This is a genomic window from Agrobacterium sp. NPDC058088 (assembly GCF_042885035.1).
Taxonomy (GTDB): Bacteria; Pseudomonadota; Alphaproteobacteria; order Rhizobiales; family Rhizobiaceae; genus Agrobacterium.
On record NZ_JBHVSU010000004.1, the window covers coordinates 169,848 to 192,258 of the forward strand.

The following is a 22,411-nucleotide window of genomic DNA, read 5'->3' on the forward strand; positions in this document are numbered from 1 at the left end:
AAACAATGCCGCTGCGGAAAAAAGACGGGCGATATGCCTGAAGTGGCGAGGAAGAGCGAGAGATGACTGAGTCACGGCTTCCATCCGGATTCCATGGTTATAATGAACACACTTCTTGGCGTGGCCGCCAAAGAAAGTCAACGCGAGTTTAATCGATTATATTGTTCGTGGGATCGTGAGTGCGGTAAGGTTGATGGCTGTTCTGCCGCCTGAACTTGCGCCCGGCCTCAAGCCATGCCATCAAGTTTCTCTCCTCAATCCTGCCCCAGAAAATCATCGATGAACGACTTCATACCCTATGAAATCATAGAAGGCGATTATGACAAAGGCATGGTTCTTCTGGCGGACCATGCCATGAACCTCCTGCCGGCACACTACGGCAATCTTGGCCTTCCGCAAACCGCTTTTCATCGTCACATCGCATTTGATATCGGTATAGAGGGACTTACGCGCTCACTCGCCGCCCGCCTTGGCGTGCCGGCCGTGCTCGGGCGGTTCTCTCGCCTGCTGATCGACCCGAATCGCGGTGAGGACGATCCCACTCTCATCATGAAGATTTCGGACGGGGCGATCATTCCTGGCAACCATCCCATTTCCGACGAGGAGTGGCAGAGACGGATCGAGGTCTTCCATAGGCCCTATCACAATGCCGTTGACCGTGTGTTGACCGGTGTGGCGAAAGCGTCTGAAGAGGCGCCGCTCGTGCTGTCGCTGCATTCTTACACGCCGTTCTGGAAGGAAACACCCCGCCCATGGCATGCGGCAGTTCTGTGGGACACGGATCACCGTGCTGTCGATCCGCTTCTGGCGCATCTGCGCGCCACGGGCGATATCCTCGTTGGCGATAACGAACCCTACGACGGGGCGCTCAAAGGCGACACCATGTATCGCCATTGCATGATGAAGGGCATCCCGCATGCACTTCTCGAGGTTCGGCAGGATCTGATCGGGAATGAAGAGGGGATCGCCGAATGGTCGGACCGGCTCGCTCCCATTTTCGCCGCAATGAACGACGATCCCGTTTTGCATGAATATCAGCTGTTCGCCTCTCGCACCGGCCCCTATTGAGCCTGGAGTTTTGCCATGACGACTGAGAACGACAATGCGCAGATCGAGTTTGAGGCCGCTGCCTTCCGGCGTCTCGTCCAGCACCTGCGTGAGCGCCACGATGTGCAGAATATCGACCTGATGAATCTCGCGGGCTTCTGCCGCAACTGCCTTTCCAACTGGTACCGTGAAGCGGCCGAAGAAGCAGGTGTTCCGCTCAGCAAGGATCAATCACGGGAAATCGTCTACGGCATGCCTTATGAAGATTGGAAAGAGAAATACCAGGGCGAAGCGAGTGGCGACCAGAAAGCCGCTTTCGAGCAGAACCGGCCCAAGGAATAAGTCCTCACCGACGGAATCGACTTGACGGAACGCCTTTCAATGGGCAGTTCACAGGACTGAATTTTGCTGCCCGCTGGCAGCGACCGGCGAGGGCCCTCGTCCGGATCAATGAACAGGGCTCGCATGCGAGCCGCCAATAAAGGATGATGTAATGGACGAAACGAGCACCACCGAAACTGTCGCCGCCGCTGAACTGCGCCAGTTCATTGAGCGCGTTGAGCGCCTTGAAGAAGAAAAAGCCGCCATTCAAGGGGACATCAAGGATGTCATGGGTGAGGCGAAGGGCCGTGGCTACGACACCAAGGCGATCCGCACGATCATCCGCCTGCGCAAGAAGGATGCCAATGAGCGCATCGAAGAAGAAACCATTCTTCAGACCTATATGGCTGCGCTTGGCATGGAATGATCGGCTGAAAACGTCTCAATGAAAAATCGCCGCTTCTGCGGCGATTTTTGTTTGACCTGCCGTCTACATCAGCCGCGCGTTCCAGCCAGCTTTTCTGAAAGGTCGATGGATTCTTTGCGGGCGTCCTTGTCCGCAGGATAAAGCGCCAGATAACGCTCCCAGGCTTTTAGCGCCAGCTCGTCGCGGCCGGAGGCTTCGAGGATGTTGGCGAGGCTTGCGAGGGCCGGGAAATAGCGCGGCTCTTTTTCCAGCGTCAGGTTGATATCCGCCATCGCCTTGCGGGTATCGCCATCGGCGAAATGGACCATGGCGCGGCGATAGGGCGCCTGCACATAGTCAGGATCGAGCAAAACGACCTGGTCGAGAAAATCATAAGCGGCGGCGTTGCGCTTTTCGTCCGCGGCTTCGCCTGCCCATTGCATCAGCAGATTGATGGTCGCGCTGCCGGAATCATTCCATTCGGCGGCGATCTGGTTAGCGATGCTGCGCGCCTTCACTGCATTTCGCTCTTTTTTCAGCGATGCGAAAAGAGTGTCGATGGTCTTGGCCGGTGACGGCGCGGGTTCCGCGAGAGCAGGCGGTTTTCCGTCTGCCGCATAAGCAAACACAGCCATTCCCGGAAATGGGAGGCTTGAAAACAGGAAGCCCTGAGCGAGAATGAGAGCTGTGCAAAAACGATTTGGGCGCATGGGTTAAAGCTTAACCCGGCTGCGCCCAATATCAAATGCAAACTTCTGCACTGTCAACAAAGTGATCCGCGAAACATCGCGAACCGCAGTCGCGGTTAATCAGCCCTGACGAGCCTTGAAGCGCGGGTTCTGCTTGTTGATGATGTAGACGCGGCCCTTGCGGCGAACCAGGCGGTTATCGCGATGACGGGCCTTAAGCGCTTTAAGCGAATTCTTGATCTTCATTTTACTGGTCCGCAGTTTTGCACGGATTTTGCCGTGCTATTCAAACAATCAAAAGCGCGCAACGGGGCGCGCTCTTTTCGGTTGGCAGGCAGATACCTGTTTGAGCCCTGCCTGTCAACACTTGCCCGTGTCTTTGCCTTAAAAGACTAGGCTTTTCCTGTGTGCAGAAGCTGCGTCACATGGCCCATCTTGCGGCCCGGCCTTGCTTCCGTCTTGCCGTAGAGATGCACGAGACAGTCTTTTTTCGACAGCCATTCCGGCACATCGTTGATGTCATCGCCGATCAGGTTGGTCATCACGCAATCCGAATGGCGAGCCGTCCTGCCGGGGGTGAGGCCCGATACCGCCCGGATATGCTGCTCGAACTGCGAGATTACGCAGGCGGCCTCCGTCCAATGGCCGGTATTATGGACGCGCGGCGCCATTTCATTCGCAACCAGCGATCCGTCCGGCAGGACGAAGAATTCGATGCCGATAACGCCGACGTAATCGAGCGCTGCGAGAAGCTTCTCAGCCGATTGTACCGCAACAGCCTTTGCGGCATCCGAGAGTGCTGCCGGAACGGTCGATGTGTGCAGGATGCCGTTCAGATGGACGTTCTCGGCCGGATCGTAACAGGTGACGGTGCCGTCCTGAAAACGGGCGGCAATAACGGAAATCTCCCGCTCGAAGGCGACAAAGCTTTCGAGGATTAGTGGCACGCCGCCGAGCGCCGCAAAGGCGCCTGCGAGGTCTTCGCCACCCCGGAAGAGACGCTGGCCCTTGCCGTCATAACCCATGCGACGGGTTTTCAGCACACCTTTGCCGCCGAAGGCGGCCAACGCGGCTTCCAGCCCTTCCTGGCTGTCCACGGCGCGGAAATCGGCAGTTGGAATACCGCAATCGTTGAGAAAGCGCTTTTCCGTCAAGCGATCCTGCGATGCGCTTAGCGCCTGTGCGGGCGGGTAGACGGGCACGGAGACGCTAAGTTTTTCGGCCGCCGCGACAGGCACGTTTTCGAATTCGTAGGTCACGACATCACAGCGGCTTGCGAGTTCCGCAAGCGCCTTTTCGTCATCGTAAGCCGCAACGATCTGGTCATTGCAGGCTTGCGCCGCCGGACAATCGGCCTGCGGCTCCAGCACGATGGTACGGTGGTTGAGACGGGCGGCGGCCATCGCCAGCATGCGCCCGAGCTGCCCGCCACCGATGATGCCGATGGTCAGGTTGGTCGTCTTTGCCATCACTTTTTTCGTCACTGGGCGCTGTCCATGGGATATTCCGCGACGGCAGCCGACTGGCGCGCGCGCCAGGCATCCAGCCGGTCGGCCAGATCCTCATCGCTGAGCGCGAGGACGGCAGCGGCCAGAAGAGCGGCGTTGATGGCGCCAGCCTTGCCGATGGCGAGCGTGCCGACGGGAATGCCGGCGGGCATCTGCACGATGGAATAGAGACTGTCCTGACCGGACATGGTCTTGGACTGAACCGGAACGCCAAAGACAGGAAGCGGCGTCATTGAGGCTGTCATGCCTGGCAGGTGGGCAGCACCGCCCGCACCGGCGATGATGACCTTGAAGCCTTCGTCCTTCGCGCCATTGGCGAAGTCATAAAGCCGGTCCGGGGTGCGGTGGGCGGAAATGATACGGGCTTCGTATTCGATATCGAGCGCATCCAGCGTATCGGCGGCGTTCTTCATGGTCTCCCAGTCGGACTGGCTGCCCATGATGATGGCGACGGGGGGCGTTTCTGCTGTCACGTAATCTCTCCGGCTCAGGCGATGATATCGGGAATGACCTGGTCTTCAAGCTGGGTCATCTTGTCCTTGACGGCCAGCTTCTTCTTTTTCATGCGCTGTATTCTCAGCGCATCACAGCTGGTCTGGATCATCGCGTTGATCGCCGCGTCATAATCCTCATGCTCCTGGCGCAGCCGCGCCAGCGTGAGCCTGATGTCCGCCTGGTCCTGATCGGGCATCTCGTCATCCCCATTTTATGCCAGCCGGATCGGCTCCGGCGCGTATCTGATCGTTCACGAGCCTCTATCATCAAATCGCGGTAACGGGAAGTTATCCCTTGCGACCAAATTGCCCACTTATTGCCTTCATTTCGCCTTCGACAAGCGGCGCGATCCGTGTCACATTGCCGTCGTAAACCTGAAACTCCAGCGATGGAGAGCTGGAGGTAGGTTCAAAAAGGAAGGACGTGCCGCATGACCATTCAGGCTCATATTGCATCGCTCGAAAAGAAACACGGTGCTCTGGAGGAGGAGCTCGAAAGTATTCTTGCTTCCCCGTCGTCTGACGATAGAGAGATCGCGGACCTTAAACGTCGAAAACTGCGCCTGAAGGATGAACTACAGAGGCTCAAGGCCTCCACAAGACATTAATTCATGCCGGATCACCGGCCCTCGATGAATGAAGGGTCGGTGGTCTGAGCCTTTAAGCTCTGGCAGCGAAAACCTGTTGCCAGAGCTTTTTATTGCCCGGTTTTAGAATGGCAGCCCGTCCCAAAGCAGTTTCAGCGCCGCTATCAGCGCCATCGCATACATCAGCGGATAAAACACAGCGGGTTTCAGATATTTCACCACCCTGGCGCCAGCAAGTGTCGCCAGCATCGCCACTGGCAGCAAGCTCGCCGATGTTTTGAGGTTGGTGGCGTCCAGCGCGCCGAGCGCAAAATAAGGAATGAGCTTGATCGCATTCATGATGGCGAAGAAGCGCACGCTCATGCCGGTATAGGTCTTCGGATCGAGCTTCAGCGGCAGAACATAAATCTGGAAAGGCGGGCCGCCCGCGTGGGCGACGAAGCTTGCATAACCCGAGAGGCTGGACCAGAGCGTGGCGGCAGCCGGTCTTTGCGGTTTGGCCGGGATCTCCTGGCCATTGCGGCTTTTGTAGCTCTCATAGAAGTAGCGCAGCACGAACAGGATCGTGACCGAGGCGACGACAAGACGCATGGCATCAGCGGAGATGAGACTTGAGGTGGCCCAGCCGAGCGCGATGCCCGCGATGGCGCCGGGCAGCATGATGAGCAGCGTTTCCCGATGATTGTGATGCCGCCAAGCCCAGAGCGCCACAAGATCCATAACGATCAGGATCGGCAGGAAGATCGCTGCCGCCTGCACGGGTGAAACGGCAAGCGCCATCAGCGGCACACCCATCAGCGCCAGCGCGCCGCCAAGCCCCCCCTTCGAAAGGCCAACAAGCACGACTGCGGGAATGGCGACGAGATAAAAATGAAAATCGGTCAGCATGGATGTATGGTTGATCCTTTCGCCGGTCCGGTTTATCGGATTTGTCATATGAAAACGAGTGCAGATCGCGTCATAAGCGTTCTCTGCCTGAAATGGACGAAACGATGAGCATTGTTGAAGACCGTTGCCGCCTTGTCCTGATCGTTCCGCAAGCGGACGATGCGCAAAAGCAGGCGACAGAGGTGGAAGAAGCATTGCGGGGCGGCGATGTCGCTTCGGTCATCATTCCACAATACGGCCTGGATGACGCCGCCTTTCAAAAACGCGCGGAACTGATTGTACCCGTCGTCCAGAAGGCGGGGGCGGCAGCGCTTGTCGCCGGTGACAGCCGGGTCGCCGGTCGGGTAAAGGCGGATGGTCTGCATGTGGTGGGTAATGCAGAGGCGCTTGCCGAGGCGGTGGAAAAATTCACGCCGAAGCTGATTGTTGGCGGCGGCAATGCGGACGACCGCCACAAGGCGCTGGAGCAGGGTGAGTGTAATCCGGACTATGTGTTCTTTGGAAAGCTGGAAGGCGATATCAAGCCGGAGGCGCATCCCAAAAATCTGGCGCTTGGCGAGTGGTGGGCATCGATGATCGAAATTCCGGCCATCGTCATGGGCGGCACGGATCCGTCTTCGGTGATTGCCGTGGCCGAAACCGGTGTGGAGTTCGTGGCAATGCGCAGCGGCGTTTTCGACAATGCATCCGGCGCTGCCCAGGCGGTTTCTGAAATCAACGCTTTGCTTGACGAAAAAGCGCCACGGTTTGGCGGTTGATACAGGCGATGTTCATGCGCTCGGTTCCTCTCTGTTTTTCCGTTTCGCTGCTGACGCTCGCTTTTGGCGCGCCCGTGGGTATAGCCCTTGCCCAGTCGGGACCGCAGGGCGAAAACAACGCCCTGTCCCGCCAACTGGAGAATGAGGCCCAACCTGCCCGCCAGGGTAGGGTGCAATCGGAAGAACAGAAGGATCTCGAGCCGTCTTCCGGCGTCAACGTCTATCAGCGCATGGGCGCAGATTTGCCGGCCCTGCCGCCGGAAAAGGAATTCAAGGGTCGGGTGGACGAAGCCTATGGCCATTTTCAGCGCGGTGAATATGTGCAGGCGCTCGACAAGGCGCTGAGCCGCGCGCAGAACGGCGATGCGTCCGCGCAGACGCTGGTGGCCGAAATGATGTCGCGTGGTCTGGGCATTGCCCGCGATGAGAAGACCGCCGCTTTCTGGTATCAGCAGGCGGCTGAAGGCGGCGATCCCGTCGCCATGTTCAAATTTGCGCTGATCCTGATGGAAGGCAAATTCGTTACCCGCGACAAGACGAAAGCTGACGATTTCATGCGCCGTGCTGCGGAAGCCGGCAACGCCTCCGCGCAATTCAACTGGGGCCAGATTCTGGTTTCGGAAAATCCCGGCGCCAAGGGGCTTTTGATGGCCCTGCCGTTCTATGAAAAATCCGCCGAACAAGGCATTGCGGACGCCCAATATGCGGTGTCGCAGATTTATTGGTCGGTGAAAGATGTCCCCGCTGAAAAGAAAGCCAAGGCGCGGGACTGGCTGATGCGGGCGGCAAAGGCTGGATATGACACTGCCCAGGTCGATCTCGGCATCTGGCTGGTCAATGGTTTTGGCGGTGAGCGCAATCTGGATGAGGGTTTCCGCTGGCTTTATGGCGCTGCACAACGCGGCAACGTCGTGGCCCAGAACAAGGTGGCGCATCTCTACGTCCAAGCGCTCGGCACCCGCCCGGATCCGGTGGAGGCGGCCAAGTGGTATGTGCTTTCCCGCCGCGCCGGTTTGAAGGATCCGAGGCTGGAGGATTTCTATCTCGGCATCACCGATGAGCAGCAGAAAAAGGCGATCGATGCGGCAAATCGTTTCCGCCCGACGTGATGCGGCCGTCTTTCCTCCGCTGCTGACATCCTCATTCGGGCTTTTTGCCTTGAATTTCCGCGCGTTTTGTGGTCTTGAACCGCAAACTTTCAATTCAAGAAAATAATGACGTGCCTGCCTGACAAGCTTCGGGCGGTTCGCAAGCTTTCCAGGAAACAACATCGATGGCCCGTTCAGCCCTTCTCAATGTCATGGTTCAGGCCGCCATCAAGGCGGGTAAGTCTTTGTCGCGTGACTTCGGTGAAGTGCAGAACCTTCAGGTTTCGGTCAAGGGGCCGAGCGACTTCGTCTCGCAGGCGGACCTCAAGGCCGAGAAGATCGTGCGGGATGAGCTTATGAAAGCCCGCCCGACCTATGACTTTCTGGGCGAGGAAGGCGGCGAGGAAAAGGGTAGCGACGGCGCGCATCGCTGGATTGTCGATCCGCTTGATGGCACCACCAACTTCCTGCACGGCATTCCGCATTTTGCAGTTTCCATCGCGCTGGAGCGTAACGGCGAAGTTGTCGCCGGCGTGATCTTCAATCCGGCCACCGACGAACTCTACACCGCCGAGCGCGGCGGCGGCGCGTTTCTCAACGATCGCCGCATCCGCGTTGCCGCGCGCAAGGCGCTGACGGATTGCGTCATCGGCTGCGGCGTGCCGCATCTTGGCCGTGGCAATCACGGCAAATTCCTGGTTGAGCTTCGTCACGTCATGGGTGAGGCGGCAGGCATTCGTCGTATGGGTGCGGCATCGCTCGATCTCGCCTATGTCGCCGCCGGTCGTCTCGACGGTTATTGGGAAGCCGATCTTTCGCCATGGGACATGGCAGCCGGTTTGGTGCTGATTCGTGAAGCCGGCGGCTTTGCATCCGACGCAACAGGCGGCACGGATATCTTCGGCAGCGGCAGCGTTGCTGCCGGTAACGAATATATCCACAAGGCACTTGTCGAGGTCGCCAACCGGCCGGTACCGGGTCGCTGATGCGTTTTTCGGCTGATACCTGCCGTTTTCAGCAAGTTTTAGACGCCTGGTGAATACTCGCCGGGCGTTTCTGTTTTCAGATGCCGGCTTCTCATTCGGTTTCCTGAAATGCCTGTGACAAAAGACCGGCTTTTCGCTTCAAATCGTCGCAATTTTCAAATAGCTTCCGCTTGATACGTGACCAGAGGGAATGCGAACGTTATGGCGGATTCGGAGCTGCTCGATCTTGGTGTCGAGAAACCGGTGACCACGCGGCAATACAGCAACAAGCTGTCCAGCCCTACACCTTTTCTCTGGACGATGGTTCTGTTTCTGATCCTCGTCGGTTTTCTGGCGGCCATTCTCTATCGGCAGGCACACACCGCCTTCATGACCAATCCGGGGCTTAACGGCTTCATTCTCGGCGTGCTCGTCATCGGCATCATTCTGGTGTTTACCCAGACCATGAGCCTGCGTTCGGAAGTCCGTTGGTTCAACGCCTTTCGCGCCGCCGGCAGCGTCGAAAAGGTCGGCCGTGCGCCAAAACTGCTGGCGCCGATGAGCACGCTTATCGGCAAGCGCGGCGAAGTCCGGCTTTCCGCTGTCACCCAGCGTACCATCCTCGATTCCATCGCAACGCGCCTTGATGAAACACGCGATACGTCGCGTTATCTCGTCGGCCTTCTGGTTTTTCTCGGCCTGCTTGGCACATTCTGGGGCCTGATCGGCACCATCGGCGCAATCAGCAACGTCATCCAGTCGCTCGATCCGAGCGCAGGCGACAGCAACGATATTCTGAGTTCGCTCAAAGCCGGTCTCACCGCGCCGCTGGCGGGCATGGGAACGGCGTTCTCCTCCTCGCTGCTCGGTCTTTCAGGCTCGCTGATTCTCGGTTTCCTCGACCTGCAGGCCGGCCGCGCCCAGAACCGCTTTTATACCCAACTCGAAAACTGGCTGTCCTCAGTAACCGACACCTCGGAGGAGGGGCCTCGGGAGCTCAAGGCCGTTGAGCCGGGCGCCGTGGTCAGCACCGAACGTTCGTTGGCGGCCATGACCAGCCTTGCCGAAGGCATTCAGGGTCTCGTCAAGAACATGCGCAGCGAACAGCAGATGCTGCGTGACTGGATCGAGGCGCAGCAGGAGGAATCGAAATCGCTCCGCCGCACGCTTGACCGGCTGTCGGCGCGGATCGACGGCGACACGAAATCCCCCGGACGAACCCGCCACGATAACGGGAGCGAGTAGCCATGGCGCTTGCGCGCAACCGCCGCCGCGACAGGGGTGTGGATTATTGGCCGGGTTTCGTCGATGCGCTGTCGACGCTGCTGATGGCCATCATGTTTTTGCTGACGGTTTTCGTGCTCGCGCAATTCGTGCTGTCACGGGAAATTACCGGCAAGGACGAGGTGTTGACGCGCCTCAACAGCCAGATCGCCGAATTGACCGAGCTCCTGGCGATGGAAAAGGGCAACAAGCAGGATATTGAGGACGCGCTGGCGAGCCTGCAATCCACACTTGCCGCATCTGAAAACGAGCGTTCGCGCCTGCAGTCACTTCTCGATGCGGGTTCGGGCAACAATGCCAGCGCCAATGCCCGGATCGGCAGCCTGACCGGAGAGCTGGACGAGCAGCGGCAGGCCAACTCCCGCGCCTCCGCGCAAATCGAATTGCTGAACCAGCAGATCGCGGCGCTGCGGGCGCAGATCGCTTCGGTCGAAGCCGCCCTGCAGGCATCGGAGGCGAAGGATGCCTCTTCTCAAGTCAAGATCGCCGATCTCGGCCGTCGCCTCAATGTTGCGCTGGCGCAGCGGGTGCAGGAGTTGAACCGCTATCGCTCCGATTTCTTTGGTCGGCTGCGTGAAATTCTGTCCGACCGTGAAAACATCCGCATCGTCGGCGACCGTTTCGTCTTCCAGTCGGAGGTGCTGTTTCCATCAGGCGGCAACGACCTCAACCCGGAAGGGCAGGCGGAAATGGCGAAGCTCGCAACCGCACTGCTCGATCTCGCCAGAGAAATTCCAGCCGAGATCAACTGGGTGCTGCGCGTCGACGGCCACACGGATAATGTCCAGCTTTCCGGTTCCGGCCGCTACCGCGACAACTGGGAGCTTTCCTCCGCCCGCGCGACATCGGTGGTGAAATTCCTGATTTCCAAGGGCGTACCGGCAAACCGGCTGGTTGCGGCCGGTTTCGGCGAGTACCAGCCGATTGCCGAAGGCGACTCACCGGAAGCGCGCCAGCAGAACCGTCGTATCGAACTTAAGCTGACCGAGCGCTGAATCTCGGTCCTCATCATGGACGTTGCCTTCTGGCGAAAGTAAATTTACGTTCGCGTAAAAGTAATTCCGTCATATCTGGGAGGGGCTGATGGAACGCTATGATGTGATTGTCGTCGGCGCGGGTCTTGCAGGGCTGGTCGCGGCCACGGAGGCGGCCGAGCGCGGTTTCAGCGTCTGTGTTGTGGATCAGGAAGGGGAGCAAAATCTCGGCGGCCAGGCCTTCTGGTCGCTGGGCGGGCTATTTTTCGTCGATAGTCCCGAGCAGCGTCGGATGCGGGTGCGCGACAGTCTCGATCTTGCCCGGCAGGATTGGTTCGGTTCGGCCGGTTTCGATCGCCCCGAGGATCATTGGCCGCGCCGCTGGGCGGAGGCCTATCTCGATTTCGCCGTCGGTGAAAAACGCGAATGGTTGCACCGCATGGGCATGCGCTGGTTTCCCGTGGTCGGCTGGGCCGAGCGCGGCGGCGCTTTGGCGGATGGTCACGGCAATTCCGTTCCGCGTTTTCATGTCACATGGGGCACCGGTCCCGGAGTGCTGGCGCCCTTCGTCAGGAAAGCGCAGGACATGGCGGCGAACGGTCGATTGACCTTCCGCTTTCGCCATCAGGTCGACCGCCTGGAAAAGACCGACGGCCGCATCACTGGCATTTCCGGCGTCGTGCTTACCGCTGATCCAGTTCTTCGTGGTCAAAAAAGCAGCCGCAATACCGAGGGCGACTTCCACTTTTCGGCCTCCGCGGTCGTCGTCAGTTCCGGCGGCATCGGCGGCAATCAGGAACTGGTACGGCGCAACTGGTCGGTGGAACGGTTGGGCGCGCCGCCGGAAAATATGGTCTGTGGTGTGCCTGCCCATGTGGATGGCCGCATGATCGGTATTACCGAGATGGCGGGTGGAACCGTCATCAATCGGGACCGCATGTGGCACTATACCGAGGGCGTGAAGAATCACGATCCCATCTGGCCGAACCACGGTATCCGTATTCTGCCAGGCCCCTCATCCTTCTGGTGCGATGCGGATGGCAACCGGCTTGATGCTCCCGCCATGCCGGGCTTCGATACGCTCGGCACGCTGAAGATGCTGGGCGAACGTGGCAGCAGCCACAGCTGGTTCATTCTGACCAAGGCGATCATCAAGAAGGAATTCGCGCTCTCAGGCTCCGAGCAAAATCCTGATCTGACGGGCAAGGATGTACGGCTGCTGCTGAAGCGGTTGGGCAAGGAGCCGCCCGGCCCGGTACGGGCGTTCATGGAGCGCGGCGAAGACTTTGTCGTTCGCGACACGCTGGAGGAGCTGGTGGCGGGAATGAATGCTATCGGCGGCAATCGCCTCAACATCGATCATATACGCCGGCAGATAGAAGCGCGTGACCGCGAAATCGAAAACGGCTTCAGCAAGGATGCGCAGGTAACGGCAATCCACGGCGCGCGCCGTTATCTTGGTGACCGGCTGATGCGGACGGCGAAACCGCACCGTCTGCTCGATCGGGCGATGGGGCCGTTGATTGCCGTGCGACTGCATGTGCTGACGCGCAAGACGCTGGGCGGCCTGCATACCGATCTAGAGGCGCGGGTGCTGGATGCCGTTGGCCAACCGGTGCCGGGCCTCTATGCCGCCGGTGAGGTCGCCGGTTTCGGTGGTGGCGGCATGCATGGTTATAATGCGCTGGAGGGCACATTCCTTGGCGGCTGCCTGTTTTCAGGCCGCGTTGCGGGGCGCAAGGTGTTGGCCTAGATCAGGCCTGGGCGCGCAATTCATCCGGCCCGGTCTGGAATTGCAGCCGGGCGAGGCGGGCATAAAGGCCGTTCTGGCGAATGAGGCTCTGATGCGTGCCTTCCTCGATGATACGGCCTTCATCCATCACCAGAATGCGGTCGGCCTTCAGCACGGTGGCGAGACGATGGGCGATAACGATGGTGGTGCGGGTCTTCATCAGCTCATCAAGCGCCTTCTGCACCAGCGTTTCACTCTCCGCATCGAGTGCCGAGGTCGCTTCATCAAGCAACAGGATCGGTGCATCACGTAGAATGGCGCGGGCTATGGCGATGCGCTGACGCTGGCCGCCGGAAAGCGTCACACCGCGCTCGCCCACCTGCGTATCGTAACCATCGCCCAGCCGCTCGATGAAACCGTCCGCCTGTGCGGCTATGGCAGCGGCGCGGACCTCCTCGCGTGTCGCTTCGGGGCGGCCAAAGGCAATATTGTCGTGGATGGAGGAGGCGAAAATAGCGACATCCTGTGGCACGATCGAGAGCCGCGCGCGTAGATCCGCAAGGCTGACGTTGCGAATATCCACGCCATCGATGGTGATACGGCCCTGCTGCGGATCGTAAAACCGCATCAGCAGCGAAAAGACCGTGCTTTTGCCGGCACCTGAAGGGCCGACGATGGCGACGGTCTCGCCGGCGGCGATCTTGAAGGAAAGACCGGAGACAATCGGCCGCCCTGTCGCGAGCGGATAGACGAAATCGACATTGTCGAATTCCGCTTCGCCTCGCGGCGGTTGCGGCATGGCAACGGGCGCTGCGGGCTCTGCGACGGGTGAGCGTTCGTTCAGTAGCTCGGAAAGCCTTTCGGCCGCTCCACCCGCCTGCGAGAGTTCACCCCAGACTTCGGAAAGCTGTCCGAGACCGCTTGCTGCAATGACCGAATAGAGAACGAACTGGCCAAGCGTACCCGCGGTCATGCTGCCGGACAGAACGTTCTGCGCGCCATACCAGAGAATGCCGACAACGCTGCCGAAGACGAGGGCGATGGCGACCGCGGTCAGGATGGAACGGGCACCGATTGCCGCGCGCGCGCCTTGATAAGCTGCTTCAACGGAGGCGCCGTAACGGTCATTTGCCAGCGTTTCGGCATTGAAGGATTGCACGGTGCGGCTTGCCGCGATCGTTTCCGAAGCATAGGCCGCCGAATTGGCCAATGTATCCTGCGTGGTGCGGGAGCGGGCGCGAACCGAGCGCCCGAAGGCGATCAAAGGAAAAACGATGAAGGGAATGGCAAGCAGGGCAAGGCCGGAAAGACCGGGGCTGGTATAGATCATCATCGCGACCGCGCCACAACACATGATGATGTTGCGCAGCGCGACAGACGCAGAGGAACCGAAGGCGGAACGGATCTGCACCGTATCGGCAGTCAGCCGCGAGGTCAGTTCGCCGGATCGATTGCTATCGAAAAACTGCTGCGACAGGGTGGTGAGGTGAGCGAAGACATCGCGGCGCAGATCGGCAACGACCCTTTCGCCAATTATCATCACGTAATAATAACGCATGGCGCTGGCGAGCGCGAGGACAACGGCAATCGCCAGAAGCATGGCAAAATAGCTGTTGATCATGCCTCCATCCGGCGTCTGGAATCCGTGATCGATGATGCGGCGAACGGCGAGCGGCAGGGCGAGTGTCATGGCGGAGGAAAGCACGAGCGCAAAAAGGGCGGCTGCCATCATGCCGCGATAGCGCCGGAGATAGGGAAACAGGCCAAGAAGCGGCTTCAGGCTTCTTTGTTTCGCCGCTTTCTGCTCGTCAATGTCTGCCACGTCCTCTATGCTCCTCATTCCCTGCCGTTTTTGGGCCTTTTGCGGGTGAATTTCCGGTGTGCGGTAAAATTCCCGCCCCTTTAGCCATATCCTTTCACAGGGGAATAGCAGGCTCTTGTTATCTGGGCGACCTTCATGTATAGGCTCCGCATCGAATTGGGAAGCCATAGCCCATCTGGTTTATGGCTTCATTTATTGAAATGGCTCAGTTGACGCAATTGCGGCAAATGGACCGCACGTCACTTAACCAGGAAGATTGTCATGAAGGCTGATATCCATCCCGCTTATCACACGATCAAGGTCGTCATGACCGATGGCACCGAATACGAAACCCGTTCTACCTGGGGTTCGGAAGGCGCAGTCATGAACCTTGAAATCGACCCCAAGTCCCATCCAGCGTGGACGGGCGGCAACCAGCAGCTTATGGACCGCGGCGGTCGCGTTTCCAAGTTCAACAAGCGTTTCGGCGGCCTCGGCCTCTGATCCTTTGTGGACGGATAGTTTTAAAAAGCCCGGTTCTACCGGGCTTTTTTGTTGCCCGCTTTTAGCGTCGGTACTTGTGGTGACAGAGGCAAAAACAAAAAAGCAGGCCGATAAGCCTGCTTTTCAAACTGTCTTGACACCGTCGTCTTTTCTCAGTTGATCGAGAAAGCCGTGCGCAGAAGGTTCAGTTGCGCCTGCACGCTGTTTTCATTGTCCGGCACCTTGGTGGCTTCTGCCGGGCGATAGATTTCGCGGTCGAGCAGGGCAACGCGGTTCTGGAGGCGCAGCGACCGTTCGATGAGGTCGCGGAAGGATTCCGGCAGGTCGTTCCAGCCGGGCGCGTTCCGGTCGACATTGAAGCTGTCGAGCCTCACCTTGTTCTTTTCGCTCAGAACCTGATCACGGGTCATCTCGCCATTGTTGACGGCCCGTTGCAGCAGCAGCCAGGATGCCATCTGCATCAGGCGGGTGGTGAGGCGCATCGATTCCGCTGCGTAAAGGACGGAGGCCATGCGTGGCAGAACCTTCGAAGCGGTGCGGCCGGCGCCATCGAGATAGCTTGCCGTTTCCTCGACCAAGGTCATGCCTTCGGTATAGAGGGTCTTGAACTGGTTGGACGCAGCCGCGCGACCCGCAAAGCTTATGGTATTTAAAACCTGTTCGGACATTTTCTTAAATCCCTGCTCACGCACCACACTGTCAGGCAACGACGACCGGGAATATTTTGTTCCGGCCTTTAGTGTTTTCAGGATGGTATCTTTACCTGAAATGCGCAAGGCAATTATTAAAGAAGGGTTAATACCCACAGTTTTACGAATTGCGGGGACCAGCAAAAAAAGAGCCGCGAAAGCGGCTCTCAAGGTAAAACAGGGAGAAAAATCAGACCAATTCGCCGTATGGAGAAGATGCCTGAGGTCCAGAAGAACTGGACATGTATAGTAATCTCTCAGAAAGCTTAATTTTTGGTTAATGGTAAACGAAAGACTGCGCCAGAATCGTTAATCTGGTTAGCTTTTGTGCCCGAAGTCTGTCAGTTGGGATATTGCTGCATGTTCTTTTAGGTCGTCCGTCAGGAGCGAAACAGGTTCTCCGCCGCCAGCCTGCCGGCGGACTTCCTTTTTTTCTCCTCTTCAAGCCGGCCGATTTCTGCCTGCAGGAGTTCAATGCGGTTGCTTAACTCGTCCACCGAAAGAAGGCTGAGGTCGCTGCCGATCTCGTGTGCCACGGGCTTTTGCGGGCGATCATCATCAAAGAGACTCATATGCCTGCTCCTTTTTCCACATAGTCGCCGTCCTCGCCTGGATATTGCGGCGCGCGCGGATCAAGCGCAATACTTTCCGGCGTCACGAGCGGCGAGGGCGTTGTTGGCATCATCGTCGAGAAATTGTCCTTTTCGTCCGTCGACAGGGCGGCACGCTGCCGGCTTCTGATGATCGCATAGGCCGTTATCAGCAGATGGGCGACGGCCGTTACGAAGAAGAGCGCATAGGGGCCGGAATAGGTCATGACCGCGCCGCCAAGCGTCGGGCCGATGATGGTGCCGATGCCGTAAAGCAGCAGCAGACCACCGGAGACCTTGACGAAGTCCTCCGATGCCGCGAAGTCGTTGGCATGGGCCACGGCGATGGGATAAAGCGCGTTGGCGGCCGCGCCATAAACGGCGATCATGGGAATGAGCACATAGACATTGTGCGGCTGCACGGTCGCGACGGCCAAGCCGGCAACGGCACCAAGACCGGCCAGTCCGGCAAGCACGTAACGGCGGTCTATCCGGTCCGAAAGTCGGCCCGACGGAAATTGTGCGAGCGCACCAACGAAGATCGTGACAGAGACCATGATGGCGATCATCGTCGGGTCGAGGCCCGCTCGGGCGCCGAAGACGGCGCCAAGGGTGCCGTAAGCGCCGTTGGCGATGCCGATCATCAGGATGCCGACGAAAGAGACCGGTGAATTGCGGTAGAGCGCGGGTAGATCCAGTTTTACCTTCTGTAACGGCTGAGGACTGGCCGCCTTGGAAAGCGTGGCCGGCAGAATGGCGATGCAATAGATAATGCCGCAGATCATGAACAGCGAGGTATTGCTGATGTCGCCCATCGGCACGATCATCTGCCCCGCCACGACGCCGAGCAGAGTGATAGCGATATAGAGCGAAAAGATCATGCCGCGACTCTCATTGGTGGCGCGCTCGTTCAGCCAGCTCTCGATGATCATCGAGGTGCCGGCCGTGCAGAAGCCGGTCAATGCACGCAGGGCAATCCACCAGACATCATCGACAATGAGGCCGGTCATCAGCACCGTCAGGCAGATCAATGCGACGAAGGAGCCAAAAGCCCGCACGTGCCCTGCACGACGCACAATGGCGGGCGCAACAAAACAGCCGATGACGAAGCCGGCTGCCCAGGAGGTGCCAAGAAGGCCCAGGGTTTCGTTGGAGTAACCTTCGGCCGAACCGCGTACTGGCAATACTAGGCCCTGAAGACCGTTACCAAGAAAAAGAAACAGAGTGCTGGATAAAAGAGCGAATACGGGTAGAAGATTTCTGCTCATGAAGTCACTCTCATGCGTTCGGACGGACGGTCGGACAGGCCAGTGAACGGGGTTACCCGAATGAGTTGCACTCTTCTGGTGAACGGTAAAAATGTCCAGCCTGTGACGATGCAGAAATAAAGAAAAGGCTCAATAAATGACAAAGGCAATCGGCCTTTTTTTACTGCTGGCGATGGTGGTGCAAATCATCCGGCCTCTGGGCCTGCCGGGCCTCAAGAAAAGAGGCGATTGCTGGAAGATTGCGGTTGCCGCCTTTGTCATCTGGTCAGTGACGCTGCTTCTGCGCCCGTAACGAAAAAGCCGCCCCACAGGGCGGCTTTATTTGACTAATGCCGTAGCGAAAGCCTTAGGCTGCCTTTTCGAGTTCCTGTTTCCAGTTGCCCTTGGCGGCAAGGCTGTTCATGGCGGCGCGGTGCGTGAAGGCACGCTGGCCAGCGGCGACATTCTCCTGCTTGCCGCCCCAGGTCTTGAGAGCGGTATCCTGGAGGGCGCGGCCATACGAATAGGTCAGCGACCACGGCAGGTCGTAACCGGAGTTCATGGCGGAGAGATGCGCCGTTGCCTCTTCGGAGGACTGGCCGCCGGAAAGGAAGGCAATGCCCGGAACGGCGGAAGGCACGGTTGCCTTCAGAACCTTCACGGTCTTTTCCGCAACTTCCTCGACCGAAGCCTTGCGGGCCTTCTTGCCATCGATGATCATGTTCGGCTTGAGGATCATGCCTTCGAGGTTCACGCGGGCGTCGAACAGATCCGCGAAGACGGTCTGCAGAACCCATTGCGTGACTTCCGCGCAGCGGTCGATGTCATGCGTGCCCGGCTCGCCGTCCATCAGTACTTCAGGCTCCACGATCGGTACGATATCCGCCTGCTGGCAGAGAGCGGCATAACGGGCGAGCGACTGGGAGTTTGCCTTGATCGAACCCCAGCTCGGACGTTGTTCACCGATGGTGATGACGCCGCGCCACTTGGCGAAACGGGCGCCGGCCTCGTGATATTTGCGCAGACGCTCGTACAGGCCGTCGAGGCCTTCGGTGATGAATTCATGCGGGTGGAAAGCCATCGGCTTCGCACCGATATCCACCTTGATGCCTGGCAGGCTGCCGGCAGCCTTGATGATGTCAACGAAAGGCGTGCCGTCGGCGGCCTTCTGGAACAGGGTCTCTTCGTAAAGGATGACGCCGGAGATGTATTTCTTCATGGCGTCGTCGGAGCGGAACAGCATTTCGCGATAGTCGCGGCGGGCGGTCTCGGTGGACTCCAGATTGATGCTGTCGAAACGCTTTTTGATCGTTCCCGTGGATTCGTCGGCGGCGAGCAGGCCCTTGCCGTCGGCGACCATTTTGATTGCGATGTCTTCGAGACGTTCGGTCATTTGCTATTCTCCCAAGGCACAATAAATTTCCGATAACAGAAGTTCCAGGGCAGGGAAATGGCACGCTAACTCATTGAAACGATTGAAATGGTTTCAATCGTTTGAAACTTTTCCTCCCGCGTGCACTTACCAAAATACAAGGCCGGACAAGCATGGCTTGTCCGGCCTTGTGTCAGGCAAGTAGGGTAAGTTTACTTGGCGGCGGCAAGGATGGCAACGCCCGGCAATTCCTTGCCTTCCATCCATTCGAGGAAGGCGCCGCCTGCCGTCGAGATATAGGTGAAATCATCAGAGACACCGGCATGGTTGAGCGCCGCGACGGTATCGCCGCCGCCGGCGACGGAGACGAGTTTACCGGATTTCGTGCATTCGGCGGCGTGTTTTGCCGCAGCCACGGTTGCCGCATCGAAGGGCTCGATTTCGAACGCGCCGAGCGGGCCGTTCCAGACCAGCGTTTCCGCCCGCGAAATCCAGGCCTTGATGCTTTCAACCGACTTCGGTCCGACATCGAGAACCATGGCATCGGCGGGAATGGCGTTGATATCGACGGTTTCGTTGGCGGCGCCCGCCTTGAATTCGCGTGCAACGACGCCATCCTCCGGCAGCACTATGGCGCATCCGGATGTCGCCGCTTCGATCATGATCTGCTTTGCGGTCTCGGCAAGATCATGCTCGCAGAGCGATTTTCCAACATTTGTACCGCGGGCGGCCAGGAAGGTGTTGGCCATGCCGCCGCCGATGACAAGGGCATCGACTTTCTTCACCAGGTTCATAAGGAGATCGATCTTGCTCGATACCTTGGCGCCGCCGACGATGGCGACCACAGGGCGAACTGGCTGACCCAAGCCTTTTTCCAGCGCCTCAAGTTCGGCCTGCATGGTGCGCCCGGCATAGGCGGGCAGGTGGCGTGCGAGACCTTCGGTGGAGGCATGGGCGCGGTGGGCGGCGGAGAAGGCGTCGTTGACATAGATGTCGCCGTTAGCTGCCAGTGCCTCGACGAAAGCGGGATCGTTCTTTTCTTCGCCCTTGTGGAAGCGCGTGTTTTCCAGAAGCAGGATATCGCCGTCATTCAGTTTCGCAACGGCATCCGCCGCCGGCGCACCGATGCAGTCGGTGGCGAAGGAAACGGCGTGATCCAGCACTTCCTCGACGGCCGGGACAATCTGGGAAAGCGACATCTCAGCGACAGGTTCGCCCTTCGGGCGGCCGAAATGAGCCAGCAGAATGACTTTTGCGCCTTTTGCGGCGAGTTCCAGGATGGTCGGTGCAACGCGTTCGATACGGGTTGCGTCCGTCACCTTGCCATCCGCGACCGGCACGTTGAGATCAACGCGGACGAGAACGCGCTTTCCGGCAATGTCTTTAAGGTCGTCGATGGTCTTGAAAGCGGGCATGGGTCAATCCTGATTGGTTGCGAGTTCGGGAGGGACCATACTATGCCTGATTGACGACGCAAGCGGGTCACGCCTCATTTTCTGCCACCGCCTTCGCAGGTGCGGAAACGGTCTCGTCGGCAGCGGCGGAACGCAATTGACGCCGTTGTGCCAGATGCGCGCGCGCCCGGCGGAGGATTTCCGAAAAGCTGATGAAGATCGGCAGGCCGATGGCCGGTTCGACAGGTTCTAGCGAGATGCCGACGCCTGTGATTGCCTCATGTTCGTCCAGTGCCCGAACGATGAGGACGATGGAGCCCAGACGTACGCGATCGGCATAATCCGCCTTGCCTGAAAGACGCGCCTCGATGAGTTCGGCAATGGTCATGGCGTGTTCAGCCGGGGAAATGATACCGGGGCCATAGGCAGCGTCGAGTTCCGTTGCCCGACGGGCGGGCGAGATTGCGAAGGTGCCGAAGAAATCGGCGTCGTCATCCGCGACCGGCAGCGCGCTGGCAAACAGCCGGTCGATCAGCCTGATATAGCCGGGTGCGATAAACAGATAGACGAGATCGTTTTCGCGCAGGCGTCCGGCATATTGATAACGGATCGACTTGCCGTCGCGCACCACCAGCGACGGCATCGCCCAGCGGGGAATGCGCTCGCCCTGCATGATGGCGCTGCCTTTGGCGACCCGGTAGGAGATCAATTCGTGATTGGCGGTGCCGGGAAGATCGACCTCCAGCTTGTCCACCTCGCCCATGCGCGGCGGCACAATCAACCCAAGCCTTGTCGCCACCGGCTTGATTGTCCAGCCCTGCAGCAGGAGCGACACGAGCACGATGATGAAGGCGGCGTTGAAGTAGATCTGCGCATCGTCCAGCCCGCCAAGAATGGGCATGATGGCAAGCAGGATGGAAACCGCACCACGCAGGCCGACCCACGCCACGAAGGAGGTTTCCTGCTGGGTGTAGTTGAAGGGCATCAGGCTTAGCCACACCGCAAGCGGCCGGGCGACGAAGATAAGGAAAAGTGCAAGCAGCACGGCCGGAATGGCGATTGCCGGAAATTGCGATGGCGTCGCGAGCAGGCCGAGCATCAGGAACATGATGATCTGGGCGAGCCAGGTAAGTCCTTCGTGGAAACGGCGAATGGTTTCTTTGGCGAAGATTTTGCGGTTGCCGGCAACGATGCCCGCCACATAAACCGCGAGAAAACCGCTGCCGCCAATTGCGCCGGTGAAGGAGAAGACGAGCAGGGCCAGCGCCAGCACGAAGATCGGCGCCAGCCCGCGATCGGCGGCGAAGCGATTGACGACGGTGGCGATCATGACACCGCCCAGCAGGCCGAAGATCAGGCCAAGTCCCATTTCTTCAACGAAGAGCAACAGGAAGCCACTGTCGATCCCGGCCAGGCCCTGACCCTTGGCGATGATCTCCACCAGCGCGACGGTGAGGAAAATGGCCATCGGATCGTTGGTGCCGGATTCCACCTCCAGTGTCGAACGCACCTGATCGCGGATATGGATGCCGCCAATGCGCAGCAGGAAGAACACCGCTGCCGCATCCGTGGAGGCGACGATGGCGCCAAGCAGCAGGCCCTCCAGCCAGGAAAGCCCAAGCAGCAAGGCGGCCGCCCCGGCGAAGAACACGGAAGTGAGAATGACGCCGACGGTGGCGAGTGCGACAGCGGGTGCCGCTGAAAGCCGGAAAGATTGTAGCGAAGTGCCAAAACCGGAATCGAAAAGGATAATGGCAAGCACAAGCGAGCCAAGCATATAGGCGAGGGGGTTGTTGGTGAATTCAATGCCGAGTCCGTCCACACCGGCAGCAAGACCAATCACAAGGAAGAGCAGCAGCAGCGGTGCGCCGAAGCGGTAAGCGATGAGGCTTGAGAAAGCGGCGACGAGGACAAGAACAGTTCCCACCAGCAACAGCAGATAAAATGATTCCACGTCCACCGCCTCTTTCACGCCGCGCTGGCCGCCGCAATGATTGCTCTGCACGTTCGCAGTCAATGCGCCACGGGTTGCGGTCAGTCAGCGCTTGATCGGCGGCGTTGAAAGGTGACGCA

The 22,411-nt window shown here is 59.0% G+C and carries 25 protein-coding genes; 12 read left to right on the plus strand and 13 right to left on the minus strand.

All coding sequences use genetic code 11. The features are described from left to right. Positions 1 to 279: 279 nt before the first annotated feature. From ACFVTJ_RS13915 to ACFVTJ_RS13925, 3 genes are all read left to right on the plus strand, one after another. Positions 280 to 1,068 carry an N-formylglutamate amidohydrolase gene (locus ACFVTJ_RS13915; protein WP_386908295.1) on the plus strand — a complete coding sequence of 263 codons (789 nt, stop codon included), beginning with the start codon at positions 280 to 282 and terminating at the stop codon, positions 1,066 to 1,068. Between the two features lie 15 nt (positions 1,069 to 1,083). Next, positions 1,084 to 1,389: a DUF1244 domain-containing protein gene (locus ACFVTJ_RS13920; protein WP_386908297.1), complete on the plus strand. Its 306-nt coding sequence runs from the start codon at positions 1,084 to 1,086 to the stop codon at positions 1,387 to 1,389. Positions 1,390 to 1,540: 151 nt separating this feature from the next. Then, a complete protein-coding gene (locus ACFVTJ_RS13925; protein ID WP_004445809.1) occupies positions 1,541 to 1,795 on the plus strand; it encodes a DUF2312 domain-containing protein in 255 nt (84 codons plus the stop codon). A gap of 68 nt (positions 1,796 to 1,863) precedes the next feature. On the opposite strand, the gene ACFVTJ_RS13930 is transcribed toward ACFVTJ_RS13925, so the two are convergent. The 5 genes from ACFVTJ_RS13930 to ACFVTJ_RS13950 all read right to left on the minus strand — a co-directional run bounded on the left by ACFVTJ_RS13930 (position 1,864) and on the right by ACFVTJ_RS13950 (position 4,662). Continuing rightward, positions 1,864 to 2,484, minus strand: a complete 621-nt coding sequence (locus tag ACFVTJ_RS13930; protein WP_386908299.1) for a hypothetical protein — start codon at positions 2,482 to 2,484, stop codon at positions 1,864 to 1,866. 99 nt (positions 2,485 to 2,583) lie between these two features. Continuing rightward, positions 2,584 to 2,709, minus strand: a complete 126-nt coding sequence (gene ykgO / locus ACFVTJ_RS13935) for a type B 50S ribosomal protein L36 (RefSeq protein ID WP_003497670.1) — start codon at positions 2,707 to 2,709, stop codon at positions 2,584 to 2,586. Positions 2,710 to 2,855: 146 nt separating this feature from the next. Continuing rightward, positions 2,856 to 3,932 (minus strand): 5-(carboxyamino)imidazole ribonucleotide synthase, encoded by a 1,077-nt coding sequence (locus ACFVTJ_RS13940; RefSeq protein ID WP_386908303.1) that lies wholly within the window; start codon positions 3,930 to 3,932, stop codon positions 2,856 to 2,858. 11 nt (positions 3,933 to 3,943) lie between these two features. Continuing rightward, positions 3,944 to 4,411 (minus strand): 5-(carboxyamino)imidazole ribonucleotide mutase, encoded by a 468-nt coding sequence (gene purE / locus ACFVTJ_RS13945; protein WP_035212960.1) that lies wholly within the window; start codon positions 4,409 to 4,411, stop codon positions 3,944 to 3,946. Positions 4,412 to 4,458: 47 nt separating this feature from the next. Further along, positions 4,459 to 4,662, minus strand: coding sequence for a YdcH family protein (locus ACFVTJ_RS13950; RefSeq protein ID WP_003497661.1), 204 nt, complete (start codon positions 4,660 to 4,662; stop codon positions 4,459 to 4,461). Between the two features lie 234 nt (positions 4,663 to 4,896). Between ACFVTJ_RS13950 and ACFVTJ_RS13955 the strand changes: the two genes are divergently transcribed. Then, a complete protein-coding gene (locus ACFVTJ_RS13955; RefSeq protein WP_003506164.1) occupies positions 4,897 to 5,073 on the plus strand; it encodes a YdcH family protein in 177 nt (58 codons plus the stop codon). A gap of 102 nt (positions 5,074 to 5,175) precedes the next feature. Here the strand turns inward: ACFVTJ_RS13955 and ACFVTJ_RS13960 are convergent, their stop codons facing one another. Continuing rightward, positions 5,176 to 5,940, minus strand: coding sequence for a sulfite exporter TauE/SafE family protein (locus tag ACFVTJ_RS13960; RefSeq protein ID WP_386908306.1), 765 nt, complete (start codon positions 5,938 to 5,940; stop codon positions 5,176 to 5,178). Positions 5,941 to 6,044: 104 nt separating this feature from the next. Between ACFVTJ_RS13960 and ACFVTJ_RS13965 the strand changes: the two genes are divergently transcribed. From ACFVTJ_RS13965 to ACFVTJ_RS13990, 6 genes are all read left to right on the plus strand, one after another. Beyond that, a complete protein-coding gene (locus ACFVTJ_RS13965; protein WP_386908308.1) occupies positions 6,045 to 6,698 on the plus strand; it encodes a thiamine phosphate synthase in 654 nt (217 codons plus the stop codon). Between the two features lie 8 nt (positions 6,699 to 6,706). Next, the gene (locus tag ACFVTJ_RS13970) at positions 6,707 to 7,807 is read left to right on the plus strand and encodes a tetratricopeptide repeat protein (RefSeq protein WP_386908310.1); all 1,101 of its coding nucleotides are present in this window, start codon (positions 6,707 to 6,709) and stop codon (positions 7,805 to 7,807) included. Positions 7,808 to 7,971: 164 nt separating this feature from the next. Further along, positions 7,972 to 8,772, plus strand: coding sequence for an inositol monophosphatase family protein (locus ACFVTJ_RS13975; RefSeq protein ID WP_386908312.1), 801 nt, complete (start codon positions 7,972 to 7,974; stop codon positions 8,770 to 8,772). 201 nt (positions 8,773 to 8,973) lie between these two features. Beyond that, positions 8,974 to 9,996 carry a flagellar motor protein MotA gene (locus ACFVTJ_RS13980; protein WP_386908314.1) on the plus strand — a complete coding sequence of 341 codons (1,023 nt, stop codon included), beginning with the start codon at positions 8,974 to 8,976 and terminating at the stop codon, positions 9,994 to 9,996. Positions 9,997 to 9,998: 2 nt separating this feature from the next. Beyond that, positions 9,999 to 11,030: a peptidoglycan -binding protein gene (locus ACFVTJ_RS13985; RefSeq protein WP_386908316.1), complete on the plus strand. Its 1,032-nt coding sequence runs from the start codon at positions 9,999 to 10,001 to the stop codon at positions 11,028 to 11,030. 88 nt (positions 11,031 to 11,118) lie between these two features. Further along, positions 11,119 to 12,762, plus strand: coding sequence for an FAD-binding dehydrogenase (locus ACFVTJ_RS13990; protein WP_386908317.1), 1,644 nt, complete (start codon positions 11,119 to 11,121; stop codon positions 12,760 to 12,762). 1 nt (position 12,763) lies between these two features. Here the strand turns inward: ACFVTJ_RS13990 and ACFVTJ_RS13995 are convergent, their stop codons facing one another. Beyond that, complete coding sequence (locus tag ACFVTJ_RS13995; RefSeq protein ID WP_386908319.1) at positions 12,764 to 14,563, minus strand: ABC transporter transmembrane domain-containing protein; 1,800 nt, start codon at positions 14,561 to 14,563, stop codon at positions 12,764 to 12,766. Positions 14,564 to 14,824: 261 nt separating this feature from the next. Between ACFVTJ_RS13995 and rpmE the strand changes: the two genes are divergently transcribed. Continuing rightward, positions 14,825 to 15,046 carry a 50S ribosomal protein L31 gene (gene rpmE, locus ACFVTJ_RS14000; RefSeq protein ID WP_003506183.1) on the plus strand — a complete coding sequence of 74 codons (222 nt, stop codon included), beginning with the start codon at positions 14,825 to 14,827 and terminating at the stop codon, positions 15,044 to 15,046. A gap of 152 nt (positions 15,047 to 15,198) precedes the next feature. On the opposite strand, the gene ACFVTJ_RS14005 is transcribed toward rpmE, so the two are convergent. From ACFVTJ_RS14005 to ACFVTJ_RS14015, 3 genes are all read right to left on the minus strand, one after another. Beyond that, complete coding sequence (locus tag ACFVTJ_RS14005) at positions 15,199 to 15,714, minus strand: DUF1465 family protein (protein ID WP_006314720.1); 516 nt, start codon at positions 15,712 to 15,714, stop codon at positions 15,199 to 15,201. Between the two features lie 401 nt (positions 15,715 to 16,115). After that, positions 16,116 to 16,307 carry a DUF1192 domain-containing protein gene (locus ACFVTJ_RS14010; RefSeq protein WP_386908321.1) on the minus strand — a complete coding sequence of 64 codons (192 nt, stop codon included), beginning with the start codon at positions 16,305 to 16,307 and terminating at the stop codon, positions 16,116 to 16,118. Further along, entirely contained in the window at positions 16,304 to 17,593 is a 1,290-nt protein-coding gene (locus tag ACFVTJ_RS14015) for an MFS transporter (protein ID WP_386908323.1), read from the minus strand. Before ACFVTJ_RS14015 ends, ACFVTJ_RS14010 begins: the two co-directional genes overlap by 4 nt. Before the next feature lie 136 nt (positions 17,594 to 17,729). Here ACFVTJ_RS14015 and ACFVTJ_RS14020 point away from each other — a divergent pair, with 136 nt between their 5' ends. Continuing rightward, entirely contained in the window at positions 17,730 to 17,885 is a 156-nt protein-coding gene (locus ACFVTJ_RS14020) for a hypothetical protein (RefSeq protein WP_003520354.1), read from the plus strand. 54 nt (positions 17,886 to 17,939) lie between these two features. On the opposite strand, the gene ACFVTJ_RS14025 is transcribed toward ACFVTJ_RS14020, so the two are convergent. From ACFVTJ_RS14025 to ACFVTJ_RS14035, 3 genes are all read right to left on the minus strand, one after another. Continuing rightward, positions 17,940 to 18,965: a class I fructose-bisphosphate aldolase gene (locus ACFVTJ_RS14025; protein WP_004445772.1), complete on the minus strand. Its 1,026-nt coding sequence runs from the start codon at positions 18,963 to 18,965 to the stop codon at positions 17,940 to 17,942. A 191-nt stretch (positions 18,966 to 19,156) separates the two neighbouring features. Beyond that, complete coding sequence (locus tag ACFVTJ_RS14030; protein WP_386908325.1) at positions 19,157 to 20,359, minus strand: phosphoglycerate kinase; 1,203 nt, start codon at positions 20,357 to 20,359, stop codon at positions 19,157 to 19,159. A gap of 67 nt (positions 20,360 to 20,426) precedes the next feature. After that, complete coding sequence (locus tag ACFVTJ_RS14035; RefSeq protein WP_386908327.1) at positions 20,427 to 22,292, minus strand: potassium/proton antiporter; 1,866 nt, start codon at positions 22,290 to 22,292, stop codon at positions 20,427 to 20,429. Positions 22,293 to 22,411: the final 119 nt, after the last annotated feature.

Bases quoted from the DNA above. Each gene is read 5' to 3' on its own strand.
- ACFVTJ_RS13915 (WP_386908295.1), top strand. From the start codon at position 280: ATGAACGACTTCATACCCTATGAAATCATAGAAGGCGATTATGACAAA.
- ACFVTJ_RS13920 (WP_386908297.1), top strand. From the start codon at position 1,084: ATGACGACTGAGAACGACAATGCGCAGATCGAGTTTGAGGCCGCTGCC.
- ACFVTJ_RS13925 (WP_004445809.1), top strand. From the start codon at position 1,541: ATGGACGAAACGAGCACCACCGAAACTGTCGCCGCCGCTGAACTGCGC.
- ACFVTJ_RS13930 (WP_386908299.1), bottom strand. From the start codon at position 2,484: ATGCGCCCAAATCGTTTTTGCACAGCTCTCATTCTCGCTCAGGGCTTC.
- ykgO (WP_003497670.1), bottom strand. From the start codon at position 2,709: ATGAAGATCAAGAATTCGCTTAAAGCGCTTAAGGCCCGTCATCGCGAT.
- ACFVTJ_RS13940 (WP_386908303.1), bottom strand. From the start codon at position 3,932: ATGGCAAAGACGACCAACCTGACCATCGGCATCATCGGTGGCGGGCAG.
- purE (WP_035212960.1), bottom strand. From the start codon at position 4,411: ATGGGCAGCCAGTCCGACTGGGAGACCATGAAGAACGCCGCCGATACG.
- ACFVTJ_RS13950 (WP_003497661.1), bottom strand. From the start codon at position 4,662: ATGCCCGATCAGGACCAGGCGGACATCAGGCTCACGCTGGCGCGGCTG.
- ACFVTJ_RS13955 (WP_003506164.1), top strand. From the start codon at position 4,897: ATGACCATTCAGGCTCATATTGCATCGCTCGAAAAGAAACACGGTGCT.
- ACFVTJ_RS13960 (WP_386908306.1), bottom strand. From the start codon at position 5,940: ATGCTGACCGATTTTCATTTTTATCTCGTCGCCATTCCCGCAGTCGTG.
- ACFVTJ_RS13965 (WP_386908308.1), top strand. From the start codon at position 6,045: ATGAGCATTGTTGAAGACCGTTGCCGCCTTGTCCTGATCGTTCCGCAA.
- ACFVTJ_RS13970 (WP_386908310.1), top strand. From the start codon at position 6,707: ATGTTCATGCGCTCGGTTCCTCTCTGTTTTTCCGTTTCGCTGCTGACG.
- ACFVTJ_RS13975 (WP_386908312.1), top strand. From the start codon at position 7,972: ATGGCCCGTTCAGCCCTTCTCAATGTCATGGTTCAGGCCGCCATCAAG.
- ACFVTJ_RS13980 (WP_386908314.1), top strand. From the start codon at position 8,974: ATGGCGGATTCGGAGCTGCTCGATCTTGGTGTCGAGAAACCGGTGACC.
- ACFVTJ_RS13985 (WP_386908316.1), top strand. From the start codon at position 9,999: ATGGCGCTTGCGCGCAACCGCCGCCGCGACAGGGGTGTGGATTATTGG.
- ACFVTJ_RS13990 (WP_386908317.1), top strand. From the start codon at position 11,119: ATGGAACGCTATGATGTGATTGTCGTCGGCGCGGGTCTTGCAGGGCTG.
- rpmE (WP_003506183.1), top strand. From the start codon at position 14,825: ATGAAGGCTGATATCCATCCCGCTTATCACACGATCAAGGTCGTCATG.
- ACFVTJ_RS14005 (WP_006314720.1), bottom strand. From the start codon at position 15,714: ATGTCCGAACAGGTTTTAAATACCATAAGCTTTGCGGGTCGCGCGGCT.
- ACFVTJ_RS14010 (WP_386908321.1), bottom strand. From the start codon at position 16,307: ATGAGTCTCTTTGATGATGATCGCCCGCAAAAGCCCGTGGCACACGAG.
- ACFVTJ_RS14015 (WP_386908323.1), bottom strand. From the start codon at position 17,593: ATGAGCAGAAATCTTCTACCCGTATTCGCTCTTTTATCCAGCACTCTG.
- ACFVTJ_RS14020 (WP_003520354.1), top strand. From the start codon at position 17,730: ATGACAAAGGCAATCGGCCTTTTTTTACTGCTGGCGATGGTGGTGCAA.
- ACFVTJ_RS14025 (WP_004445772.1), bottom strand. From the start codon at position 18,965: ATGACCGAACGTCTCGAAGACATCGCAATCAAAATGGTCGCCGACGGC.
- ACFVTJ_RS14030 (WP_386908325.1), bottom strand. From the start codon at position 20,359: ATGCCCGCTTTCAAGACCATCGACGACCTTAAAGACATTGCCGGAAAG.